Annotated in this window: 19 protein-coding genes; 13 read left to right on the top strand and 6 right to left on the bottom strand. The window is 69.1% G+C overall.

From position 1 onward, the window contains the following. The first annotated feature begins 8 nt into the window (after nt 1-8). Complete coding sequence (locus AC1DNF_RS02420; RefSeq protein WP_478146943.1) at nt 9-836, top strand: oxidoreductase; 828 nt, start codon at nt 9-11, stop codon at nt 834-836. Beyond that, nucleotides 829-1,800 carry a DMT family transporter gene (locus AC1DNF_RS02415; RefSeq protein WP_478146942.1) on the top strand — a complete coding sequence of 324 codons (972 nt, stop codon included), beginning with the start codon at nt 829-831 and terminating at the stop codon, nt 1,798-1,800. The genes AC1DNF_RS02420 and AC1DNF_RS02415 overlap by 8 nt, the downstream gene beginning before the upstream one ends. A gap of 269 nt (nt 1,801-2,069) precedes the next feature. On the opposite strand, the gene AC1DNF_RS02410 is transcribed toward AC1DNF_RS02415, so the two are convergent. After that, nucleotides 2,070-3,164, bottom strand: coding sequence for an NAD(P)H-dependent flavin oxidoreductase (locus tag AC1DNF_RS02410; RefSeq protein ID WP_478146941.1), 1,095 nt, complete (start codon nt 3,162-3,164; stop codon nt 2,070-2,072). A 203-nt stretch (nt 3,165-3,367) separates the two neighbouring features. Here AC1DNF_RS02410 and AC1DNF_RS02405 point away from each other — a divergent pair, with 203 nt between their 5' ends. Beyond that, a complete protein-coding gene (locus AC1DNF_RS02405; protein ID WP_478146940.1) occupies nt 3,368-4,243 on the top strand; it encodes a LysR substrate-binding domain-containing protein in 876 nt (291 codons plus the stop codon). A gap of 20 nt (nt 4,244-4,263) precedes the next feature. On the opposite strand, the gene AC1DNF_RS02400 is transcribed toward AC1DNF_RS02405, so the two are convergent. After that, nucleotides 4,264-5,289 carry a zinc-dependent alcohol dehydrogenase family protein gene (locus AC1DNF_RS02400; protein WP_478146939.1) on the bottom strand — a complete coding sequence of 342 codons (1,026 nt, stop codon included), beginning with the start codon at nt 5,287-5,289 and terminating at the stop codon, nt 4,264-4,266. A gap of 104 nt (nt 5,290-5,393) precedes the next feature. On the opposite strand from AC1DNF_RS02400, the gene AC1DNF_RS02395 reads away from it, so the two are divergent. Both AC1DNF_RS02395 and AC1DNF_RS02390 read left to right on the top strand, forming a co-directional pair. Continuing rightward, on the top strand, nt 5,394-6,245 hold the full coding sequence (locus AC1DNF_RS02395) for a LysR family transcriptional regulator (protein WP_478146938.1): 852 nt from the start codon (nt 5,394-5,396) through the stop codon (nt 6,243-6,245). 109 nt (nt 6,246-6,354) lie between these two features. Next, nucleotides 6,355-7,032 carry a hypothetical protein gene (locus AC1DNF_RS02390; protein WP_478146937.1) on the top strand — a complete coding sequence of 226 codons (678 nt, stop codon included), beginning with the start codon at nt 6,355-6,357 and terminating at the stop codon, nt 7,030-7,032. On the opposite strand, the gene AC1DNF_RS02385 is transcribed toward AC1DNF_RS02390, so the two are convergent. After that, on the bottom strand, nt 7,029-7,796 hold the full coding sequence (locus AC1DNF_RS02385; RefSeq protein WP_478146936.1) for an IclR family transcriptional regulator: 768 nt from the start codon (nt 7,794-7,796) through the stop codon (nt 7,029-7,031). The genes AC1DNF_RS02390 and AC1DNF_RS02385 overlap by 4 nt on opposite strands. A gap of 149 nt (nt 7,797-7,945) precedes the next feature. Here AC1DNF_RS02385 and AC1DNF_RS02380 point away from each other — a divergent pair, with 149 nt between their 5' ends. From AC1DNF_RS02380 to AC1DNF_RS02365, 4 genes are read left to right on the top strand one after another with little or no spacing between them, the layout of a single operon-like run. Further along, complete coding sequence (locus tag AC1DNF_RS02380) at nt 7,946-9,217, top strand: Rieske 2Fe-2S domain-containing protein (protein ID WP_478146935.1); 1,272 nt, start codon at nt 7,946-7,948, stop codon at nt 9,215-9,217. 22 nt (nt 9,218-9,239) lie between these two features. After that, nucleotides 9,240-10,211 carry a Bug family tripartite tricarboxylate transporter substrate binding protein gene (locus AC1DNF_RS02375; RefSeq protein ID WP_478146934.1) on the top strand — a complete coding sequence of 324 codons (972 nt, stop codon included), beginning with the start codon at nt 9,240-9,242 and terminating at the stop codon, nt 10,209-10,211. A 5-nt stretch (nt 10,212-10,216) separates the two neighbouring features. Then, the gene (locus tag AC1DNF_RS02370) at nt 10,217-10,990 is read left to right on the top strand and encodes an SDR family NAD(P)-dependent oxidoreductase (protein ID WP_478146933.1); all 774 of its coding nucleotides are present in this window, start codon (nt 10,217-10,219) and stop codon (nt 10,988-10,990) included. 11 nt (nt 10,991-11,001) lie between these two features. Continuing rightward, nucleotides 11,002-11,970: a PDR/VanB family oxidoreductase gene (locus AC1DNF_RS02365; RefSeq protein WP_478146932.1), complete on the top strand. Its 969-nt coding sequence runs from the start codon at nt 11,002-11,004 to the stop codon at nt 11,968-11,970. Here the strand turns inward: AC1DNF_RS02365 and AC1DNF_RS02360 are convergent. Both AC1DNF_RS02360 and AC1DNF_RS02355 read right to left on the bottom strand, forming a co-directional pair. Then, nucleotides 11,967-12,653: an anti-sigma factor family protein gene (locus tag AC1DNF_RS02360; RefSeq protein ID WP_478146931.1), complete on the bottom strand. Its 687-nt coding sequence runs from the start codon at nt 12,651-12,653 to the stop codon at nt 11,967-11,969. The genes AC1DNF_RS02365 and AC1DNF_RS02360 overlap by 4 nt on opposite strands. Beyond that, a complete protein-coding gene (locus AC1DNF_RS02355) occupies nt 12,640-13,215 on the bottom strand; it encodes a sigma-70 family RNA polymerase sigma factor (RefSeq protein WP_478146930.1) in 576 nt (191 codons plus the stop codon). The genes AC1DNF_RS02360 and AC1DNF_RS02355 overlap by 14 nt, the downstream gene beginning before the upstream one ends. Nucleotides 13,216-13,370: 155 nt before the next feature. Between AC1DNF_RS02355 and AC1DNF_RS02350 the strand changes: the two genes are divergently transcribed. Continuing rightward, nucleotides 13,371-14,588, top strand: coding sequence for a YVTN family beta-propeller repeat protein (locus AC1DNF_RS02350; protein ID WP_478146929.1), 1,218 nt, complete (start codon nt 13,371-13,373; stop codon nt 14,586-14,588). A gap of 14 nt (nt 14,589-14,602) precedes the next feature. Here AC1DNF_RS02350 and AC1DNF_RS02345 read toward each other — a convergent pair whose 3' ends face one another. Further along, complete coding sequence (locus AC1DNF_RS02345; protein WP_478146928.1) at nt 14,603-15,373, bottom strand: IclR family transcriptional regulator domain-containing protein; 771 nt, start codon at nt 15,371-15,373, stop codon at nt 14,603-14,605. Nucleotides 15,374-15,575: 202 nt separating this feature from the next. On the opposite strand from AC1DNF_RS02345, the gene AC1DNF_RS02340 reads away from it, so the two are divergent. The 3 genes from AC1DNF_RS02340 to AC1DNF_RS02330 all read left to right on the top strand — a co-directional run bounded on the left by AC1DNF_RS02340 (nt 15,576) and on the right by AC1DNF_RS02330 (nt 20,043). Beyond that, nucleotides 15,576-17,480, top strand: coding sequence for a bifunctional sugar phosphate isomerase/epimerase/4-hydroxyphenylpyruvate dioxygenase family protein (locus AC1DNF_RS02340; protein WP_478146927.1), 1,905 nt, complete (start codon nt 15,576-15,578; stop codon nt 17,478-17,480). A 30-nt stretch (nt 17,481-17,510) separates the two neighbouring features. Continuing rightward, entirely contained in the window at nt 17,511-18,920 is a 1,410-nt protein-coding gene (locus AC1DNF_RS02335) for an MFS transporter (protein ID WP_478146926.1), read from the top strand. Between the two features lie 130 nt (nt 18,921-19,050). After that, nucleotides 19,051-20,043 carry a rhodanese-like domain-containing protein gene (locus AC1DNF_RS02330; protein WP_478146925.1) on the top strand — a complete coding sequence of 331 codons (993 nt, stop codon included), beginning with the start codon at nt 19,051-19,053 and terminating at the stop codon, nt 20,041-20,043. Nucleotides 20,044-20,074: the final 31 nt, after the last annotated feature.

Genomic DNA, 20,074 nt, shown 5'->3' with positions numbered 1-20,074 from the left:
GCACTCACATGCGACGAATCCTGATCACCGGCGTGAGCTCCGGCCTGGGCCGGGCGTTCGCCGAGGCGGCACTGGCCGCGGGCCACGGCGTGGCCGGCACCGTGCGCAACGGCGCCGATGCCGCGAAGTTCGAGGCGCTGCATGCGGCGCATGCCCGGGCGCTCGTCCTCGATGTCGCCGATTTCGACAGGGCCGCGCCGGCCGTCACCGCGCTCGAGCGCAACTTCGGACCGATCGACGTGCTCGTCAACAACGCGGGCTACGGCCACGAAGGCACGGTCGAGGAATCGCCTCTCGATGAACTCCAGCGCCAGTTCGAGGTGAACGTGTTCGGCGCCGTGTCGATGATGAAGGCCGTCCTGCCCGGAATGCGCGCGCGCCGCCACGGCCGCATCATCAACATCACCTCGATGGCCGGGCGGGTCGGGCTGCCCGGCGTGAGCTACTACGCCGGCAGCAAGTTCGCGCTCGAAGGCATCTCCGAGTCGCTGGACAAGGAAGTGAGCGGCTTCGGGATCCGGGTGACGGCCGTCGCGCCCGGCTCCTTCCGCACGGACTGGGCCGGCCGCTCAATGGTGCGGACGGCGCGCTCGATCGCGGACTACGACGCCGTCTTCGATCCGATCCGCCGGCGCAGGCAGCAGGCCAGCGGCCGCCAGGCGGGGGATCCGGCGCGTGCCGCGCAGGCCCTGCTCGCGCTCATCGAATCCGCATCGCCGCCACGGCACCTGGTGCTGGGCAGCGACGCGCTCCAGCTGTTGCACAACGCGTCGATGGAGCGCGCCGAGGAGCGCGCGGCCTGGGACCGCATTTCACGTTCGACTTCTCATGACTGACTCAGACCTCTCTTCCGCGCAGCCCCTGGTGCCCGCTGCCGCGTCGCCGATGGTGCGTTCCGCCAGGGAATGGCAGGGCCTGCTGCTCGCCGCCGCCGGCTCGATCGCCTTCGCCGGCAAGGCGATCATCATCAAGCTCGCCTACCGCCACGGCGTCGACGCGGTATCGCTGATCATGTACCGCATGCTGTTCGCGCTCCCGCTGTTCGTCGGGCTCGCATGGTGGTCGGGGCGCGGACGGCCAGCGCTGACCTGGCGCGACTGGCGAGTCGTCGTCGCGCTCGGCTTCTGCGGCTACTACCTGGCCAGCTTCCTCGATTTCGCGGGACTCGCCTATGTCAGCGCCGGCCTCGAGAGGCTGGTGCTCTACCTGAATCCGACGCTGGTGCTGATCCTCGGTCGCGTCCTCTTCAAGCGCGCGGTCTCTCGCGGACAACTGGTGTCGCTGGCGGTCAGCTATGCGGGCGCGGCGCTCGTCTTCGGCCACGAACTGAGCCTGTCGGGCTCGCATGTCCTGCTCGGCTCCCTGCTGGTCTTCGCGAGCGCCGTCAGCTATTCCCTCTACCTGGTCTTCAGCGGCGAGGAGGTCAAGCGACTCGGGTCCCTGCGCCTGACCGGCCTGGCCTCGACCGTGGCCTGCATCCTGTGCATCGCGCAGTTCCTGGCCCTGCGCCCCCTGTCGGCGGCGATCGTGGATCCGGCGGTGATCTTGCTGTCGCTGATCAATGCGACCGCCTGCACGGTGGCGCCGGTGCTGATGCTGATGGTCGCGATCGAGCGCGTCGGCGCGACGGTGGCGGCGCAGACCGGCATGATCGGGCCGGTCAGCACGATCTTCATGGGCACGCTATGGCTGGGCGAACCATTCACGCCCTGGATCGCGGCGGGCACCGCCTGCGTGATCGCCGGCATCTGGCTGCTGACCCGGCAAGCCGAGCGCGGGCGCGCGCCGGCCGGCAAGTAGGCGTTTGAAGACCTGGCGCGGCCTGGCCCCGGCGCTCACGCCTGGCGACCTCCGGTCAGGTGCCGGGCCGGCTCTGGCACATCCACATCCAAGATGAACAAGGCCGAAATGCGGGAACTCGATCGCCTGCTCCAATGAGCTCCATCAGGCGCGTTCAGGAATGTCGGCCCCTGGGCATGGGCCTCGCCGATTCGCGCTTCGCCGCCGGCGCTCGCCGGGACATCGAATCGCCGGCTTGGATCCCGCGCACGCGACGCGGGTGCTTCGAATCAGGACCTCGTTGTCGCGCCGCCAGGTGGTTCGGACGATGCCGCGAATCCGAGCATCGCCGCGCCGAGTTCCCGGGTGATCTGAGCGGCGGGGGCCTCGCGCAGGTGGGAGGCATTTTGTCCGGCCCACATGGGCGTGAACGCATCGCTGCCCCGCCGCTCGGCTTCGGCGCGCAGGGGCCCGACGCCCGCCGCGCCGAGCGGGAAGGGGGGAGGCTGGTCGCTCATCGGGCCCAGCGCTTCCATGAAGCGATTCAGGATGCCGCGCGCAGGCGCGCCGGTGAACAGATTCGTCAGCGCCGTGTGCTTCGCGCGAGGGCTCTTCAAGGCCGCGCGATGCATGGCGCTGGTTGTCGATTCCGGGCACAGCAGATAGGCGGTGCCGAGCTGGACCGCGCTGGCGCCGAGCGCCAGGGCAGCCTCGATGCCGTGTTCGTCGGCGATGCCACCGGCGGCGATGACCGGCACCTTGACCGCATCGCGGATCTGCGGGATCAACGCGAACGTTCCGATCTGCGTGTTCACATCGCTGCTCAGGAACATGCCCCTGTGGCCGCCGGCCTCGAGGCCCTGGGCAATGATCGCGTCGACGCCGCGCTGTTCCAGCCAGATGGCCTCCTCGACCGTTGTGGCCGACGAGATGATCTTCGCGCCGAGCCTTCGCACGCGCGCCAGCAGCGCTTCCGACGGCAGGCCGAAATGGAAGCTCACCACGGCGGGCGGAAACGCCTCGAGCACCTCGGCCGCTTCCTCGCTGAAGGGCAGGCGGCCAGGGCCGGAGGGAATCGCGGCCGGGTCCAGGCCCAGCTCCGCATAGAAGGGCGCCAGGGCGGCATGCCATCGGCGCTGGCGCTCGCTGTCCAGGCCCGCGGGCGGCACGTGGCTGAAGAAATTGACGTTGATCGGCTTGCGGGTGGCGCCGCGGATCGCCACGAGTTGTTCGCGAAGCATCGGGGCCGTGAGGGTCGCGCAGGGCAGGGAGCCGAGACCGCCCGCGTTCGACACGGCGATCGCGAGCGCGGCGTCCTGCACACCCGCCATCGGTGCCTGTATCAAGGGGTATTCGGTTCCGAACAGGGATGTGATTGGCGTCATGCGGTGCTCCTTGAACTCGACGAAGCGATTCAGCGGCGCCGGCGCCGCTTGCGGCCGATTCTTGCACTTCGTCGGTGACTCATCTTAGGATTGGGAGCTCATTCTTCAAAGTTAATTAAAATGAACCATTGATTCTCTTTTGGTGAATCAAAACCCTCATCCGTCCTCGATGAGGAATCCTCGATCGCAAGGTGTCGAATACCGTGGAACTGTCGGATCTTCAGATCTTCAAGGCCGTCGTGGAGCAGGGCGGCATCGTTCGCGCCGCGCGCAAGCTGCACCGGGTTCCGTCGAATGTGACGCAGCGCGTGAAACAGCTGGAGGCCTCGTTGTCGGTGGAGCTCTTTTCGCGCGATGGCCGTCAGCTTCATCTGACGCCCGGCGGCCACACGCTCCTGAGCTACGCGGACAGGCTGCTTCAGCTGGCGGAGGAGGCCAAGGGCGCGGTCAGCGCAACGCCGCTGCGAGGCACCTTGCGCCTGGGTTCGATGGAGAGCACCGCGGCGACCCGGCTTCCCGGCATCCTCGCGCGCTTCCATGTCGAATATCCCAATGTCCGCGTGGAACTCACGACCGGGACGAACGACGCGTTGACGGCCGCGCTCGCCGACAGAAGCATCGATGCCGCCTTCGTCGCGGAGCCGCCGAAGTCCGCGCGCTTCGCATCCGTGCCGGCCTTCGACGAGCGATTGGTGCTCATCACCGCGCTGGGACATGCGTCGCTCACACGGCCGCGGCAGCTGCAAGGGCAATCGGTCATCGCCTTTCCCCGGGGATGTGCCTATCGGCGCATGCTCGAGCGCTGGCTGGGCGATCGCCAACTCGCCACCGTGAGGGTGATGGAGTTGAGCTCCTACCACGCCATCGTGGCCTGCGTCGCGGCCGGATCGGGTTTCGCCGCAGTCCCTGAATCGCTGCTCGCCACACTCGCTTCGGAGCAAGTCGGCGCGCATGCGGTGCCATCGCTGAGTCGCGCCATCGTGACCTCGCTGGTCTGGCGGGTTTCGGATGCCATGCCCGCGGTCGCGGGATTGCGCAAGCTCCTCGCGGGCGACGACCTGGTCGAAGTCAAGGACTGAGCCGTCGGCTCGCGGGCCGGCTATGCCGCGCCGGATGCCTGCGCCTCGGCCACATCCACCACGACCTTCCCCTCGGCCTTGCCCTGCGCGACCCGTTCGTGCGCCTGCAGGGCGCTGTCGAGCGTGAACCGGCACGCGTCCACGCGCGGCAGCAGAAGGCCGGCCTCGGCGAGCCTGGCCGCCTCCCTCAGGATCTCGCCGTGGTGCGCTCTGCCCGCGCCGGTGAGGATGGGAAGCAGGGTGAAGACGCCTGAGTAGGTGGCGGCGCGGAAGGAAAGCGGCGCCAGCTTGTGGGTGCCCCAGCCCAGGATGCTGAGCACGTGGCCCGTGTAGTTGCGCACGGCGGCGAATGAGGCATCCAGGGTGGCACCGCCCACCGTGTCGTACGCAACGTCGAAGCCGATGCCGTCGGTGAAGTGCTTCACATAGTCTTCCACCGAATACTTCTCGTAGTCGATGGCGGTCGCGCCGTAGCGCTCGACCAGCTCGGCCTGCCGTGCGTTGACGGTGGCATAGGCCTGAGCGCCTCGTGCGCGCGCGAGTTGAACCGCGATGTGTCCGACACCGCCCGCGCCGCCCTGCACCAGCACTTTCTGGCCGGGGCCGACGCGCGCGTGGTCCACGAGCCCTTCCCACGCCGTGATGATGGCCAGGGGGAGCGCGGCGGCTTCGCGCATGCTCAGGTTCTGGGGCTTCAGCGCAATGAGGTCCGCATCGACCGCCGCGTATTCGGCCAGCGTGCCTTGCAGCCCGCCGATGCCTCCGACCATGCCGTACACCTCGTCGCCGACGCGGAAGTGCTCGACGCCGGCGCCGGTGCCGACGACGATGCCCGCCATGTCGATTCCAAGGACTGCCGGCAGCGGCTGCCGCGCATGGGCGGCGGCGCCGGCGCGGATCTTGGTGTCGAGCGGATTGACGCCGCTGGCGACGATGCGGACCAGCACCTGGCCGGCGCCCGCGACAGGCCGGGGGAGGAGGGCATCCGAAAACGGGGCGCCGGCATGTTCGACCATGAGCGCGCGCATGGGGTGGGCTGAGGACATTCGAAACTCCTGATCGGTTGTGAGGCCTCCAGTGTTCTCCTAACGGAATTGCATGAGAAGTCCCGAATGCGCATGGCTCTCATGCATTTATGTATGCTTCGGCCATGGATTGGGACAACGTCAAGGTCTTCCTGGCGGTTGCGCGCCTGGGTTCCCTCGGGGCCGCGGCACGGGCGCTGGGCCAGACGCAGCCGACCATCGGCCGGCGCGTGCGCGCCTTCGAGGCGTCGCTCGGTCAGGCCTTGTTCCAGCGAGGCTCCGAAGGCTTCGTCCTGACGGACGAAGGCGCGCTGGTGCTGGCGCACGCGGAGCGCATGGAGGAAGAGGCGCTGAGCTTCGAGCGGCGCCTGGCCGGGCAGGAGGTGCAGCTCGGCGGGCTGCTGCGCGTGTCCTCCTCGGAGTGGTTCGGCGTGCATATTCTCGCCCCCGTCTTCTCGCGCTTCCAGGAGGCACACCCCAGGGTCTGCATCGAACTGGTCACCGATTCGCGCCTCTTCAGCCTCGCGCGGCGGGAAGCCGACCTGGTCTTCCGGATCCGGCCGTTCGACGATGCCGAGGTTGTGCAGCGGCGCCTGATGCGCATCTCCTATGCGGTGTATGGCGCGTCACATTTGCCCAGGCCCGCCGCGGGTGACGGGGCGGGCGCGACGCTCATCACCATGGACACCGCCTTCGAAGGCCTGCCCGACGTGGAGTGGCTGCGAAGCCGGTTTCCCAATGCGCACGTCGGACTGCGCAGCAACAACCGCGAAGTGCAGGCGGCGTTCTGCGCGGCCGGCAGCGGATGGGCGGTGCTGCCATGCGCGCTCGGCGACCGGCTGCCCGGCGTCGTCCGGCTCGATCTCGAAGCCGCGCCCCCCTCGCGGGAAGTGTGGGTCGGCTTTCACCGTGACCTGCGGCGCCTGCCGCGGCTGCGCGGCCTGCTCGACTTCACGATCGAGGCATTGGGGAACTGAGGCGCGGCGGCGCCCGCGACCACGCCCTCACCGAAGTAGAGCTTCATTCATAGGCCTTCCGGGAACTGGCGCAAGGGCGCCGCATCGCGCACGATCGGGATTTCGACACATGCCCGCCGAATCCTTCAGCATCCGCCCCGCCAGGCCCGGCTTCATGGTCTATGAAGACGGCAATGAGGGTTCCATTGCCTTCGATTGCAGGTCGATGGAGGAGCCCCCGCAGGTCATGGTGCCGGCGCCGGAGCACTGGATGGCGAAGACGCCGCCCTGGGCGCATGCCCGGCGCAAGCGCATCATCGAGCGCCTGCGGGCTGCCGGCTGCGTGGTCTTCGAGGAGGGCGACGAGCTGACGACAGCCCTGTCGCTGGACGGCAGCATCCGTGTGGAGCTCGACCATGTCGAAGACGAGCGCTCGGGTGTCTGGACCACCATCCAGATCGTCCGCGTGCCGGGCGAGGAAGTTCTGGTGAGCGAGACCAACTACGGCGCATCCAGTGCCTTCGCCTTCCCGCGTCCGGGGGTCGTCGAAGTCACCATGACGGACAGCGCGGGCCAGCGGCGAAGCTTCGAGGTCAATGCCGCGTCGCGCAGCTTCCGCATGCATCCATCCGAAGCCGACGAGCCGCTGGCGCTGCTGCCGGCCAGGTTGGGGCAGGTGGATCCGCGGCCGGTGTTCGCGCCTTCGCCGGCCAGCCGCTTCATCGGCGGCTTCGCCGTCCTCTTCCGCGCCATCGGCCGCCACCTGCTGTTTCACCGCCGGCGCAAGCAGGTGGCGAGGCGGCCCTAAGGGCTTCCAAGGGCCTTCGACAGCGCGCGCGCCTCCACCACCAGCAGCTTGCCGATGGTCTCGACTTCCGCCGCGTGCACCCGCGCGCTCGGGCCGAACACCGCGATCGAACCCGCGACCTCGCCCGCGCCGTTGAAGTAAGGCGCCGCGATGGCGACGGCACCCTGCAGCAGTTCGTCGCGGCTGGTCGCGTAGCCGCGCTTGCGGATCGATTCGAGTTCCTTCGGATAGGTGCTCAGGTCCACCTTCGTGTCCGCCGCGTAGGCTTCCAGCTCGCCCTCGCCGAGCACGGTGTGCGCGAGGATCGCGCGCCCGCTGGCGCCCACGACGATGCGCTCGGAGTAGCCGACGCCGCGCTTGAAGCTCAGCGGCTGGTTGCTCGGCAGTTCCGCCACGCAGACGCGATACATGCCCTGCGGCACGAACAGCGCCACCGTCTCGCCGGTCTGTTCGCGAAGCCGCTGCATGATGGGCTGGGCGAGGGCGCCGATGTCCTGCGTCGAAGTCCAGACGTGCGCCAGCCGCGCCACGGACGGCCCCAGGCGAAAGCGCTGCGGTTCACCCACGGAGATGACGAAGCCGCTCTGCTCCAGCGTGTAGAGCAGCCGGTAGAGCGTGGGCCGGCTCAGGTCGACGCGCTTGAGGAGTTCGCCGGCCGACAGCTCGTGGTCGGTCGGGGTGAAGGCCAGCAGGATCTCCAGCGCCCGGTCCACGGCGCGCACGCTGTCATTCAACTTCTCGCTCGACTTTTCATTCTCGGCCACGGGATTCCCTCTTCTGTTTCTTTGGGCATTGACGCCCCGAATGGTATGCGCGGGCGAATCGACCCTTGACTTTAATAGTCCACTGGATGGATACTAGTCTCATCAGACGGACAATCATTGATCTTCATCAAGGAAAGAGGTACCCACGAATGAACAAGGAAATGGCTGAAACGCTGGTTCGAACCGGCCCCGGGACACCCATGGGCAACCTCATGCGCCGCTACTGGGTGCCGATCCTGCAATCCAGCGAGATCGCCGAGCCCGACGGGCCGCAGGTGCGTGTGAAGATCCTGGGCGAGAAGCTGCTCGCATTTCGAGACACCGAGGGCCGTCCGGGCCTGATCAGCGAGTTCTGCTCGCACCGCGGCGTGTCGCTCTATTTCGGGCGCAACGAGGAAAACGGCATCCGCTGCGCCTACCACGGCCTCAAGTTCAACCGCGACGGCCAGTGCGTGGATGTGCCTTCGGCGCCGCAGGCCTGCGCGCGCATGGCCATCACCGCCTACCCCTGCATCGAGCGCGCCGGCCTGGTCTGGGCCTACATGGGCCCGGCCGACAAGCAGCCCGCGCCACCCGGCGTCGAGTGGTGCAACCTGCCGGCGAGCCACATCTTCGTCTCCAAGCGGCTGCAGGAAAGCAACTACCTCCAGGCCATGGAGGGCGGCATCGACACCAGCCATGTGTCCTACGTGCACCGCTACGAGGTCGACATCGACCCGATGCACCAGGGCACCAAGGCCAACGACTACATCAAGGCCGACGGCAACGTCATCTTCGACATCGAGAAGAACCCCTTCGGCCTCACGCTGTTCGGACGGCGCAACGGCGAGCCCGACTCCTACTACTGGCGCGTCACGCAATGGCTGTTCCCGTGGTTCACGCTGATCCCGCCCTTCGGCGAGCATGCGCTGGGCGGCCACGTGTGGGTGCCGATCGACGACCACAACTGCTGGGCATGGAGCATCAACTTCCACCCCGACAAGCCGCTGTCGGCCGAGGAGCGCCGCGACATGGAACTGGGCAAGGGCATTCACGTCGAGTACGAGGAAGGGAGCTTCCGCCCCAAGTCCAACAAGGACAACGACTACCTGATCGACCGCCGCGCCCAGCAGGAAAAGCGCGCCTACAGCGGCGTCTTCGGCTTCTCGATGCAGGACGCCTCGCTCCAGGAGAGCATGGGCCCGATCCAGGATCACGAGGCCGAAAGGCTGCTGCCCACCGACAAGGCGATCGTCATGGCGCGCCGCATGCTTCACGAAGCCGCGCTCGGCCTCGCCGAAGGCATCGAGCCGCCGGCGCTCGACGCGGCCATGCAGCATGTGCGCGCGGCGGGCGTGCTGCTGGCGCGCGAGCTCGACCCGACCGAATGGGCCAAGGCGCACCTCGCGGACGGCAAGAATCAACCGGTCTATTCGATCTGAGATCCACCACAAGAGGCCCCACATGAACGCTTTCTTCAAGGCCCTCGCGGCCGTGACCGTCGGCCTGGCGCTGAGCGCCGCCGCCGCCGCACAGGAGTGGTCGCCGACCAAGCCGGTGCGCATCATCGTGCCGATCACCGGCAGCACCAACGACACGCTCGCGCGCATCGTCGCCGCCAAGCTGGGAGACCTCATCGGCCAGCCGGTGATCGTCGAGAACAGGCCGGGCGCGGGCGGCAACATCGGCGCCGATTTCGTCGCCAAGTCGCCGCCGGACGGGCTCACGCTGCTGGTCGGCTACAACGGCCCGATCGCCATCAACCCGACGCTGTTCGACAAGATGCCCTTCGACCCGGTGAAGGACCTGATGCCCATCACGCTGGCGGTCAACTCGCCGCAGTACCTGGTGGTCACGCCGAGCCTGCCGGTCAAGACGCCCAAGGAGTTCGTCGCCTGGGCCAAGTCGCACAAGGGCCAGCTGTCCTATGCCTCGGTGGCGATGGGCAGCGCCTCGCACCTGACGATGGAGATGTTCAAGTCGGCCGCGCATTTCGATGCCACGCACGTTCCCTACCGCGGCGCCGCGCCGGCCCTGACCGACCTGGTCTCGGGCCAGGTGCAGGCGGCCTTCATGGTGCCGGGCAATGTGCAGCAGTTCGTCAAGGACGGGCGCCTGCGGATGATCGCCACCTCCGGCCAGAAGCGCTTCCCCAGCACGCCCGACGTGCCCACGCTGGCGGAATCGGGCTACCCGGATTTCGTCGCCACTTCGTGGATCGGCTTTCTCGCCCCGGCCGGCACGCCGAAGACCATCATCGACCGCTACAACAAGGAGATCGTGAAGATCCTGCACATGCCCGACGTGAAGGAAAAGCTCGAAGGCATGGAGTTCGAAGTCGTGGCGAGCTCGCCGGCCGAGTTCGGCGCCTGGATCAAGGCCGAGATCCCGCGCTGGGGCAAGGTGATCAAGGCGACCGGCGCCAAGGCGGACTGAACGCGATGACACGACTCTCGAACAAGGCCGCGCTCATTACGGGCGGCGGCGCGGGAATCGGCGCGGCGACGGCGCTGCTGTTCTGCGCCGAAGGCGCCGCCGTGACGCTGGTCGATGCCGACGCGGCGGCGCTCGAAAGAACGCTCGACAACGTGCGCCGCCAGGTGCCCGGTGCGCGCGTGGCGGCCTACGCCGCCGACGTGGCCGATGCGGCCCAGGCGGCGAGGGCGGTCGAGCAGGCGCTCGCGGCCTTCGGCGGCCTGGACGTGCTGGTCAACAACGCCGCGATGCGCAACTACACGGCGCTCGCCGACGCGCAGCCGGCCGAATGGCAGGCCATGGTCGGCGTGAACCTGATCGGCAGCTCGAACTATTGCCGGGCCGCCCTGCCGGCGCTGCGGCGCTCCGGGCGCGGCAGCATCGTCAACGTCTCGTCCTGCTATGCGGTGACGGGCCGCAAGGGCATGGGCCTCTACGACGCGACCAAGGCCGCGCAACTGGCGATGACGCGCACCCTGGCTTTCGAGGAGGCCGGGCACGGCATTCGCGTCAACGCCGTCTGCCCCGGCTCCACCCTCACGGACTTCCACGTCGCCAAGGCCGACAAGGCCGGCAAGAGCGCCGAGGCGCTCAAGGGCGAACGGCAGACCACCTCGCTGCTGGGCCGCTGGGCCGCGCCCGACGAAATCGCCCGGCCCATCCTGTGGTTCGCGTCGGACGAAGCCTCCTTCATCACCGGCGCGACGCTGATGGTGGATGGCGGGCTGTCCATCATGTAGCCCGGGGGCCGATGTCCATGTCCACCATCGACGCACGGGTCCATACCCTGCGCCACGAGGCGCCTGGCGTCATCAGCGTCGAATTGCGCCCGCGGGGCGACGCGGCCGAGCTGCCCGCCTTCGAGGCCGGCTCGCACATCGACCTGCACCTGCCCAACGGCATGGTGCGCAGCTACTCGCTGATCAACCCGGTCGACGAGCGGCATCGCTACGTGGTCGCGGTGCAGCAGGACCGCCAGAGCCGCGGCGGCTCGCGCTATGTGCATCAGCAGCTGCGCGTGGGCAGCACGCTGCCGATCTCGGCGCCGCGCAACAATTTCCGCCTCCGCGAAGAGGCCGAGGCCAGCGTGCTGGTGGCCGGCGGCATCGGCGTCACGCCCTTGCTTGCCATGCTGCGGCGGCTCGCCTCGCTCGGCCGGCCGGTGGATTTCTACTACTGCGCCCGCTCGCGCGCGGAGGCCGCCTTTGTCGGCGAGATCGAGGCGCTGGCGGGCGACCGGATCCATGTCCACTGGCATTTCGACGACGAGGCAGGCGCGCCGCCCGATCTGATGCAATGGCTGCGCGGGCGGCCGGCCGCCGCGCATTTCTACAGCTGCGGCCCGGCGCCGATGCTTGCCGCGTTCGAGCGCGCCTGCGAGACGCTGGGCTACGTCCATGCGCACGTGGAACGCTTCGCCGCCGCGCCCGTGCCGCCGGCGCCGCAAGGGCAAGGGGCCTGCGTGGTCGAATTGCGCCGCAGCGGCCGCACGCTCACGGTCGCGCCTGGCCAGTCCATTCTCGACACCCTGCTCGAGGCCGGCATCGACGCCGACCACAGCTGCAGGGAAGGCGTCTGCGGCGCCTGCGAAACCAGGGTGATCTCGGGTGAGGTCGAGCATCACGACAGCATCCTCACCAAGGCCGAGCGCGCGGCCGGCAAGAGCATGATGATCTGCGTCTCGCGCTGCGCGCGCGGTCCGCTGGTGCTGGATCTCTAGGGCCTCGCGTCGGCCGCCGCCAACTGTTCGCGCACGCGCTGGGTGAAGGTCGCCAGCTCCCTGGCATTCAGGTCCGAGACCGCCCACAGCCGCATGCCGGCCTGCTGCCAGTGTTCCAGGTTGTAGCCGCGCCGCGTGCCGGATTCGGGTGCCGTGTCGGCGCCCGGACCCGGCCACACGAACAGGTTGATGACGTGTGGCCCGCTGGCGTAGACCAGCGCGGCGACCGGCCGCCCGTCGAGGTAGTCGAGCCGGCCGCCGGTTAGGGGCATGCCCTCGTCGGCGAGGTCGATCACCGGCGGCGAGAAATCGAGCTTGCCGGCGAACCATGGCTTGACGGTGTGGCGATCCGACGAGGCGACGTCGGCCAGATGCGAGCCCATGAGCGAGCGCACGTGGCTGGCCGTGACGGCCTCGCTCATCACGTCCTGCGCCGGCGCCACCAGCAGGCTCAGCGCCAGGCCCCACGCGGTGGCGGCACCGGCGCCGAACAGCGCGAGGGCCTGGAGCCAGCGCCATGGTGCGCCTTGCCGCGGCCCTTGCGCCCGCGGCGGCGTCTCGGCCTTCGCCCCGGCCGCGCGCAGCGCGCCCTGGATGCGCGAGCCCAGCGCCGGCGGCGGCGCATGCCGCGCGGCCTCGCGCCGGATCAGCGCGCCGAGCTCGTCGTCTTCAGCCATTGGCATCTCGTCCCCTTTCCGGTTTCGCCTGCGGGGCCTCCGTTCGCAAGGCGTCGCGCAGCAGGGCCCGCGCGCGCGACAGACGCGACATCACCGTGCCGATCGGAATCCCGGCGACCCGCGCGATGTCCTCGTAGGACATCTCTTCCAGCTCGCGCAGCACGATCACCTCGCGAAAGGCCGGCGCCAGCGCCTCGATCGCCGCGTTGACGCGCCGCCCGCGCGTGCGCTGCTCCCACAGCGCCGCGGGATCGCCGCCGTGCTCGGCCTGCTGCGCGATGCCGGGGCCGTCGACATGGCTGTCGCGCAGCTCGTCGAACTCGACCTGGTCGGCCAGGTGGCGGTGCTGGCGCATGCAGTCGTAGCAGGCGTTGCGCACGATGCCCAGCAGCCACGGCCGCGCGCTCTCGCCGCGCAGCTCGTCGTGGAAACGGAAGGCGCGCAGGTACGCCTCCTGCACCGCGTCCTCCGCCTCCCGGTCGTCGCGCAGCAGCCAGCGCGCGAGGTTGTACGCGGCGGGCAGGTGCGGCAGGGCCGCGGCTTCGAATCGGCGGATGCGGTCGTTCAACGGAGTCCTTCCGTGCATGACGGCCGGGCGCGTCGTTTTATTCCAAGGCACCGCCGCGGGCAGGGTCTTCGGGGCCATCGGGAATAGGCGGCGGCGGCGGGCCGTCATGCGAGAGGTCGATTCTGTTCCTTCCACCGCCCCAGAGGAGTTCACCCATGAAGCCGCTTTCGATCCTTGCGTCCGCCTTCGCGGCGCTCTCGCTGGCCACCTCGGCCCTTGCCGCGGGCCCCAAGGCCTATGTCGGGAATTTCAAGGACAACACCGTCAGCGTGATCGACACCGCCGCGCAGCGCGTCGTGGCGACGGTGCCGGTCGCCGCGGGGCCCGACGGCATCGTCGTCGCCCGCAACGATGCGCAGGTGTTCGTCAGCGGCTCCGGCGCATCGAGCCTCAGCGTGATCGACGCGGCCGGCGACAAGGTGTCGCGCACCATCGAGGTCGGCAAGGGGCCGCAAGGCCTGGCGATCACGCCCGACGGCCGCTGGCTGCTGGTGGCCGTCAACGGCGAGGACCGCGTGGCGATCGTCGACACCGCCTCGCTGGCCGTGGCCGCCACGGTGCCCGTGCCCAAGCCGCACACCATCGCGATCCTGCCGAACGGCAAGCAGGCCTACGTGTCGTCGCAGGAGCCGGGACACTTCGGGCTGACGGTGATCGACCTCGCCACGCGCGCCGTCACCGCGAACATCGCGCTCGAGAAGACGCCGCGCGACCTCGAATTCGGCCCCGACGGCAAGGCGCTCTACTTCACGCTGGCGGGCGTGAGCGCGGTGCAGGAGCTCGACCCGGCGATGAACAAGATCGTCGGCCAGATCCCGACCGGCAACTCGCCGCACATCGCCCATCATTTCCCCGGCACCGCGGCCGGCGTGGTCGTTGTCCAGGGGCCCGGCGAGCTCATGCTCTTCGACCCGGCGACGCGCGCGCCCATCCGCAGCATCGCCGTCGGCAAGCAGCCCCACTGGGTCGACGTCCTGCCGGGAGGCCGGAAGGCGATGGTGAGCAACGAGGGTTCCAACGATGTCAGCGTGGTCGACCTGGCCGATCCGGCCGGCCAGACCGCCACCATCGCCGTCGGCAACGCGCCGCGCAAGGTGGCCGTGCAGCACGGGGCGACGGCTGGCGCGAAGGTCTCCATCAAGGACTTCGCCTTCGAGCCCGCGCAAATCACCGTCGCTGTCGGCGAGGCCGTGCGCTGGAGCAACGACGACGGCGCCCCGCACGGCATCGCCTTCAAGGACGGCGCGCCGGGCATGCCGCTGATGCTGCCGGGCCAGGGCTTCAGCCGCAGCTTCGCGAAGGCCGGCGTGTACGACTATGTCTGCGCGGTGCATCCGTACATGACGGCACGCGTGACGGTTCGCGCCCAGTGAGCGGCGGGCCGCCCTCAGATGATCGGCCGCAGCGCTTCCGCCACCTCGCGCAACACCGGCAGCAGCTTCGCGACCAGCTGATCATCCGGGTACATCTGCCGCTGCACCGTCACGCTCAGCGCGTACCCGCAGCGGCCCCGGCGGTCCTTCAGCGCGACAGCCAGTCCGCGCAGCCCGAAGTTGAGGAGCTGGTCCGCCTGCCAGTGGTCGAGCGCGCGGGCGAGCACCACCTCCTGGCGGAACCGGACCGCGTCGACCGGCGCGGAACCGGTGAAGGTGACGAAGTCATGCGCGGCGATCCATGCGTCCAGCGCCGCGTCATCGAAGGTCGACAGCAGCACGAAGCCCTGCGAAACCACGTGGGCCGGCACCCGCGCGCCCGGATGGAAGCCGATCGACACCATCCGCGGCGCGTTGCTGCGGGCCAGGTAGACCACCTCGTGCCCGTCCAGCGCGCCGAGGTTGAGCGTCTCGCCGCACTGCATCGAAGCGCGCTGCAGGTAGGGCTGCACGATGCGCGGCACGCGCGCACCGTCCAGGAAGGCCTGCCCCAGCCGGAGCACGCGCGGCAGCAGCCAGTAGTACTTGCCGTCGGTCGCGGCGTAGCCGAACTGCACCAGGCTCATGAGGTAGCGGCGCGCGGCGGTGCGGGTCAGGGCGGCCTGCTGGCCCGCTTCGGTCGCCGTCATCCGCGTGCGCTCCTCCGAGAACGCCTCGATCACGCGCAGGCCCTTGCCCAGGCCCTCGATGAGGAGCTTGCGGTCGATGTCGGCGCCGTCGCTCATGTCCTAGGTCTAACCCCAATTACGATCGCGCAATGAACACGCGCGATCGATCATCGATCGCGCAGAGACCGCGCGGCGTTGTGGATAACCCTGGGGCTTCCTACAGTCCATGGCATGAACACAGCACATTCCCCACGAAGCGTCTCGGTTGCCACACGCGGCGCCGGCGGCATGCGGACCCACCTCCGCTGAGGGCCGCGCCGTGCATCGCTCCATCGCCACCGTGTCCCTCAGCGGCACCCTGCGCCAGAAGCTCGAGGCCATCTCGGCCGCCGGCTTCGACGGCGTCGAGGTGTTCGAGAGCGACTTCATCAACTTCAACGGCACGGCCTCCGAACTGGGCCGCATCGCCGCCGACCTCGGGTTGTCGATCGACCTGTACCAGCCCTTCCGCGATTTCGAAGGCATGCCCGAGGCGCAGTTCCGCCGCAGCCTGGACCGCGCCGAGCGCAAGTTCGACCTGATGCAGGCGATGGGCGCGCCGCTGATGCTGTGCTGCTCCAATACATCGCCGCTGGTCATCGACGACGCCGAGCTCGCCGCATCGCAGCTTCGCGAACTCGCCGGGCGTGCGATGCGCCGCGGCCTGCGCGTGGGTTTCGAGGCGCTGGCATGGGGCCGCGCCACTTCGCGCTACGGCCAGGCCTGGGACATCGTGCGCCGGGCCGACCACCCGCACCTGGGCCTGATCCTCGACAGCTTCCATACGCTGTCGCTCAAGGACGATCCGGCGGGCATCGCCGACATTCCGGGCGACAAGATCTTCTTCCTGCAGATGGCCGATGCGCCCCTGATGGCCATGGATGTGCTGCAGTGGGCGCGCCATCACCGCTCCTTCCCGGGGCAGGGCGAGTTCGACGTCGAGACCTTCTTCGAGAAGACCCTGCTGGCCGGCTACAGCGGCCCGCTGTCGCTGGAGATCTTCAATGACGTGTTCCGCGAGACGCCGAATCGCCGCACCGCCGTCGATGCGATGCGTTCGCTGCTGTACCTGGAGAGCCGGGTCAGGGACCGTCTGGCGGGCGCCGAGGCCGGGGCGGCCGGCGCGCCGGCGCGGCGCGTCCTCGACAGCATCGCGCTCTTCGACCCGCCGCCGGTGCCGGCGCTCTCGGGCTTCTCCTTCATCGAGTTCGCCGCCGACGAGGCATCGGCCGAGCGGCTCGCCGCGCTGCTGCGGCAGCTCGGGTTCCAGCGCGTGGGTCGGCATCGTTCCAAGGCGGTCGTGCTGTATCGGCAAGGCGGCATCCACCTGATCGTCAATGCCGAGCCCGGCTCCTTCGCCCACGAGCGCTTCGCGGCGCATGGCACCTCGGTCTGCGCGCTGGGCCTGCGCGCCGCCGACCCGAAGGCCGCCGTCGAGCGGGCGACCGCGATGTGTTCGCAGCGCCACGACAGCCCGGTCGGCCCCGGCGAGATGCTGGTGCCGGCGATGGTCTCTCCCGGGGGCAACCTCATTCACTTCGTGGCTTCGGAACTCGGCGCCCGCGGCCTCTTCGAAGCGGATTTCGTGCTCGACGACGCGGCCGACACCTGCGGCGCGGGCCTGCAGTCGATCGACCACGTGGCGCTCGGCCTTGCGCTCGACCAGCTCGACACCTGGGTGCTGTTCTCGCGCGCCGTGCTGGGCCTGGAGCCCGGCGAAAGCCTCGAACTGGCGGACCCTTTCGGCCTGATCCGCAGCCGCGGCGTCGCCAGCGCGAACCGCAGCGTGCGGCTGGTGCTCAACGTGTCGCTGAGCCAGCGCACCCGCACCGCGCGCGCCGTGCGCAAGAGCGGCGGCGGCGCGGTCCATCACATCGCGCTGGCATGCGAGGACATCTTCGAGACGGTGGCCCGGCTGCGCGCCAACGGCACGCGCTTCGTGCCGATCTCGGACAACTACTACGACGACCTGCCGACGCGCCTGGACATCGATGCCGCGCTGCTATCGCGCATGCGCGCGGCCGGCGTGCTGTTCGACCGCTCGGCCGCGGGCGAATACCTGCACATCTACACCGAGAGTTTCGAGCACGGCATCTTCTTCGAGATCGTGCAGCGCGTGGGCCGGTACGACGGGTATGGCGCCAGCAACGCACCGGCGCGCATGGCCTCCCAGGCGCAGGAATGAGTTCTTTCAATCACCCCATGGAGACAGACAATGTCAAGCATCACCGCGCATGAGCCGCAAGGCACGCACCAGTCCAGAAAGGCCACGGCCAGCGGCTGGATCGGATCGGCACTGGAGTACTACGACTTCTTCATCTACGCCACAGCGGCGGCGCTGATCTTCCCGCAGATCTTCTTTCCCAAGGGTGACCCGCAGATCGCGATCATCGCCTCGCTCGCGACCTACGGCGTCGGCTACGTGGCGCGTCCCATCGGCGCCTTCGTCCTGGGCCATTGGGGCGACACCCATGGCCGCAAGCACGTGCTGATCCTGTGCATGTTCCTGATGGGCTTCTCGACCGTGGCCGTCGGCTTGCTGCCGACCTACGATCAGGTCGGCCTGCTGGCCCCGACGTTGCTCGTGATCCTTCGCCTGATCCAGGGCTTCGCCGTCGCCGGCGAGATCTCCGGCGCCAGCTCGATGATTCTCGAGCACGCCCCCTTCGGCCGGCGCGGCTTCTTCGCCAGCTTCACGCTGCAAGGCGTGCAGGCCGGGCAGATCCTGGCGGCGGCCGTGTTCCTGCCGCTGGCGCACTACATGCCGGCGGAGCAGTTCAATTCGTGGGGCTGGCGCATTCCCTTCCTGCTGAGCTTCATCGTCATCGTCGTGGGCTACATCATCCGCCGCGAAGTCAGCGAGACGCCTGCCTTCGCGGAAGTCGACAAGGCCGGCCAGGTGCCCAAGGCGCCGGTCATCCAGGCCATCACCGAAAGCTGGGGCGACATGCTGCGCGTGGTCTGCTGCTCGCTCATGAATGTCATTCCCGTCGTCACCACCATCTTCGGCGCGGCCTACGCGGTGCAGCCGGGCTACGGCATCGGCTTCGAGAAGGACGTCTACCTGTGGATCCCGGTGATGGGCAACATCGTGGCGGTGATCGTGATTCCCTTCGTCGGCAACCTCGCCGACAGGATCGGCCGCAGGATTCCCATCATCGTGGGCTCGGTCGGCTCGGGCCTGCTCTCGTTCGGCTACCTCTACGCCATCAGCGTGCACAACGTGCCCATGGCCATCGTCATGTCGCTGCTGATGTGGGGCGTGGTCTACCAGGGCTACAACGCCGTGTTCCCGAGCTTCTACCCCGAGATGTTCCCCACCCGCACCCGGGTCTCGGGCATGGCCATCTCGCAGAACCTCGGCACGCTGGTGACCGCCATGCTGCCGGCGCTGTTCGTCGCGGTGGCGCCCCCCGGTGCGACCAACATCCCGATGTTGATCGGCGCCATCACGCTGGGCGTGACCGTGGTGGCGGCGATCGCCGCGTTCACCGCCCGCGAGACCTACAGGGTGCACATGAACGACCTCGGCGACGCCCGCGCGGTGCCGGTGCCCAAGCCGGAATACGACCGCATGCGCGTGCAGACGCTGTCGCAGGGCAGGCTGCCCAAGTCCCTGGCCTGACCGGGTTTCCGGTGCGCGGGGGGGACAAGACCCGTCCCGCGCGCTACGCTCGCGCCTGTTCCCACAGCCCGAGTTCGCGCACCATGCTCCTCTTCCCGATCCCGCGCCAGCCGCCCACCGGGAGCGCCGCATGCAGGCGCTGATGACCCTGATGGTCGACCACGCGCTCGCCGTGGTCTTCCTCATCACCTTCGCGGCCCGGGTCGGGCTGCCGGTTCCAGCGGCGCCCGTGCTGGTGGTGGCCGGCGGGCTGGCCGCGGTGGCGCAACCCGTGCTGCTCCTGACCATGGTCCTCGCCGCGGTGGTGGGCAATATCCTCGGCGACAGCGTCTGGTTCTACACGGGGCGCAAGTACGGCTACCGCTTCATGCGGCTGCTGTGCAAGATCTCGATCTCGCCGGACTCCTGCGTGCGCAGCAGCGAATCGTTGATCACCCGCTGGGGCGGCATGTCGCTCGTGGCGGCGAAGTTCGTGCCGGGCGTGTCGGTGGTGGCGCCGCCGATGGCGGGCGCGCTGGGCATGTCCTCGTTGCGCTTCCTGAGCTTCGAGGCCGGCGCATCGCTGTTGTGGACCGGCATCTTCCTGAGCCTGGGCTGGCTCTTTCGCGAGCAGATCCAGGCCGTGCTCGATGCGCTGGCGAATGCCGGCGGTGTCGCCACCGTCGTGCTGATGCTTGCGCTGGCGCTGACGCTGGCCGTGCGCTACTGGCGGCGGCGGGCCTTCCGGCAACTGACCGACATGCCGCGCATCACCGTCGACGAACTGCACGAACTGATGAGCGGCGACCCGCCGCCCATCGTCGTCGACGTGCGGGGCGAGGCGGCCCTGGAGCTCGACGCGCGGCGCATTCCGGGCGCCTTTCCCGTCTCGCTCGCGACGATCCAGCAGCGGCGCTCGCAGCTGCCCTGGGATGATCGGGAGCGAGACATCGTGCTCTACTGCAACTGCCCCAACGAAGGATCGGCCGCGCTGGCCGCGCGCGCGCTCGCCGCACGCGGCATGAAGCGCGCGCGGCCGCTGGCCGGCGGCCTGGAAGCCTGGGTTGCGGCGGGGCGGCCCACCACGCAGCACGGGGGCGCCGTCTCGGCGAGGCCCACCACGCCGCACGAAAGCGCCGCCTAGAGGCGATGCCCCCGCAGCCGGGCGACGCGCG

It is taken from the genome of Variovorax sp. 01T432, from assembly GCF_056398605.1.
The sequence above is the reverse complement of the archived record's forward strand: the minus strand, read 5'-3'. Positions and strand labels throughout refer to the sequence as shown.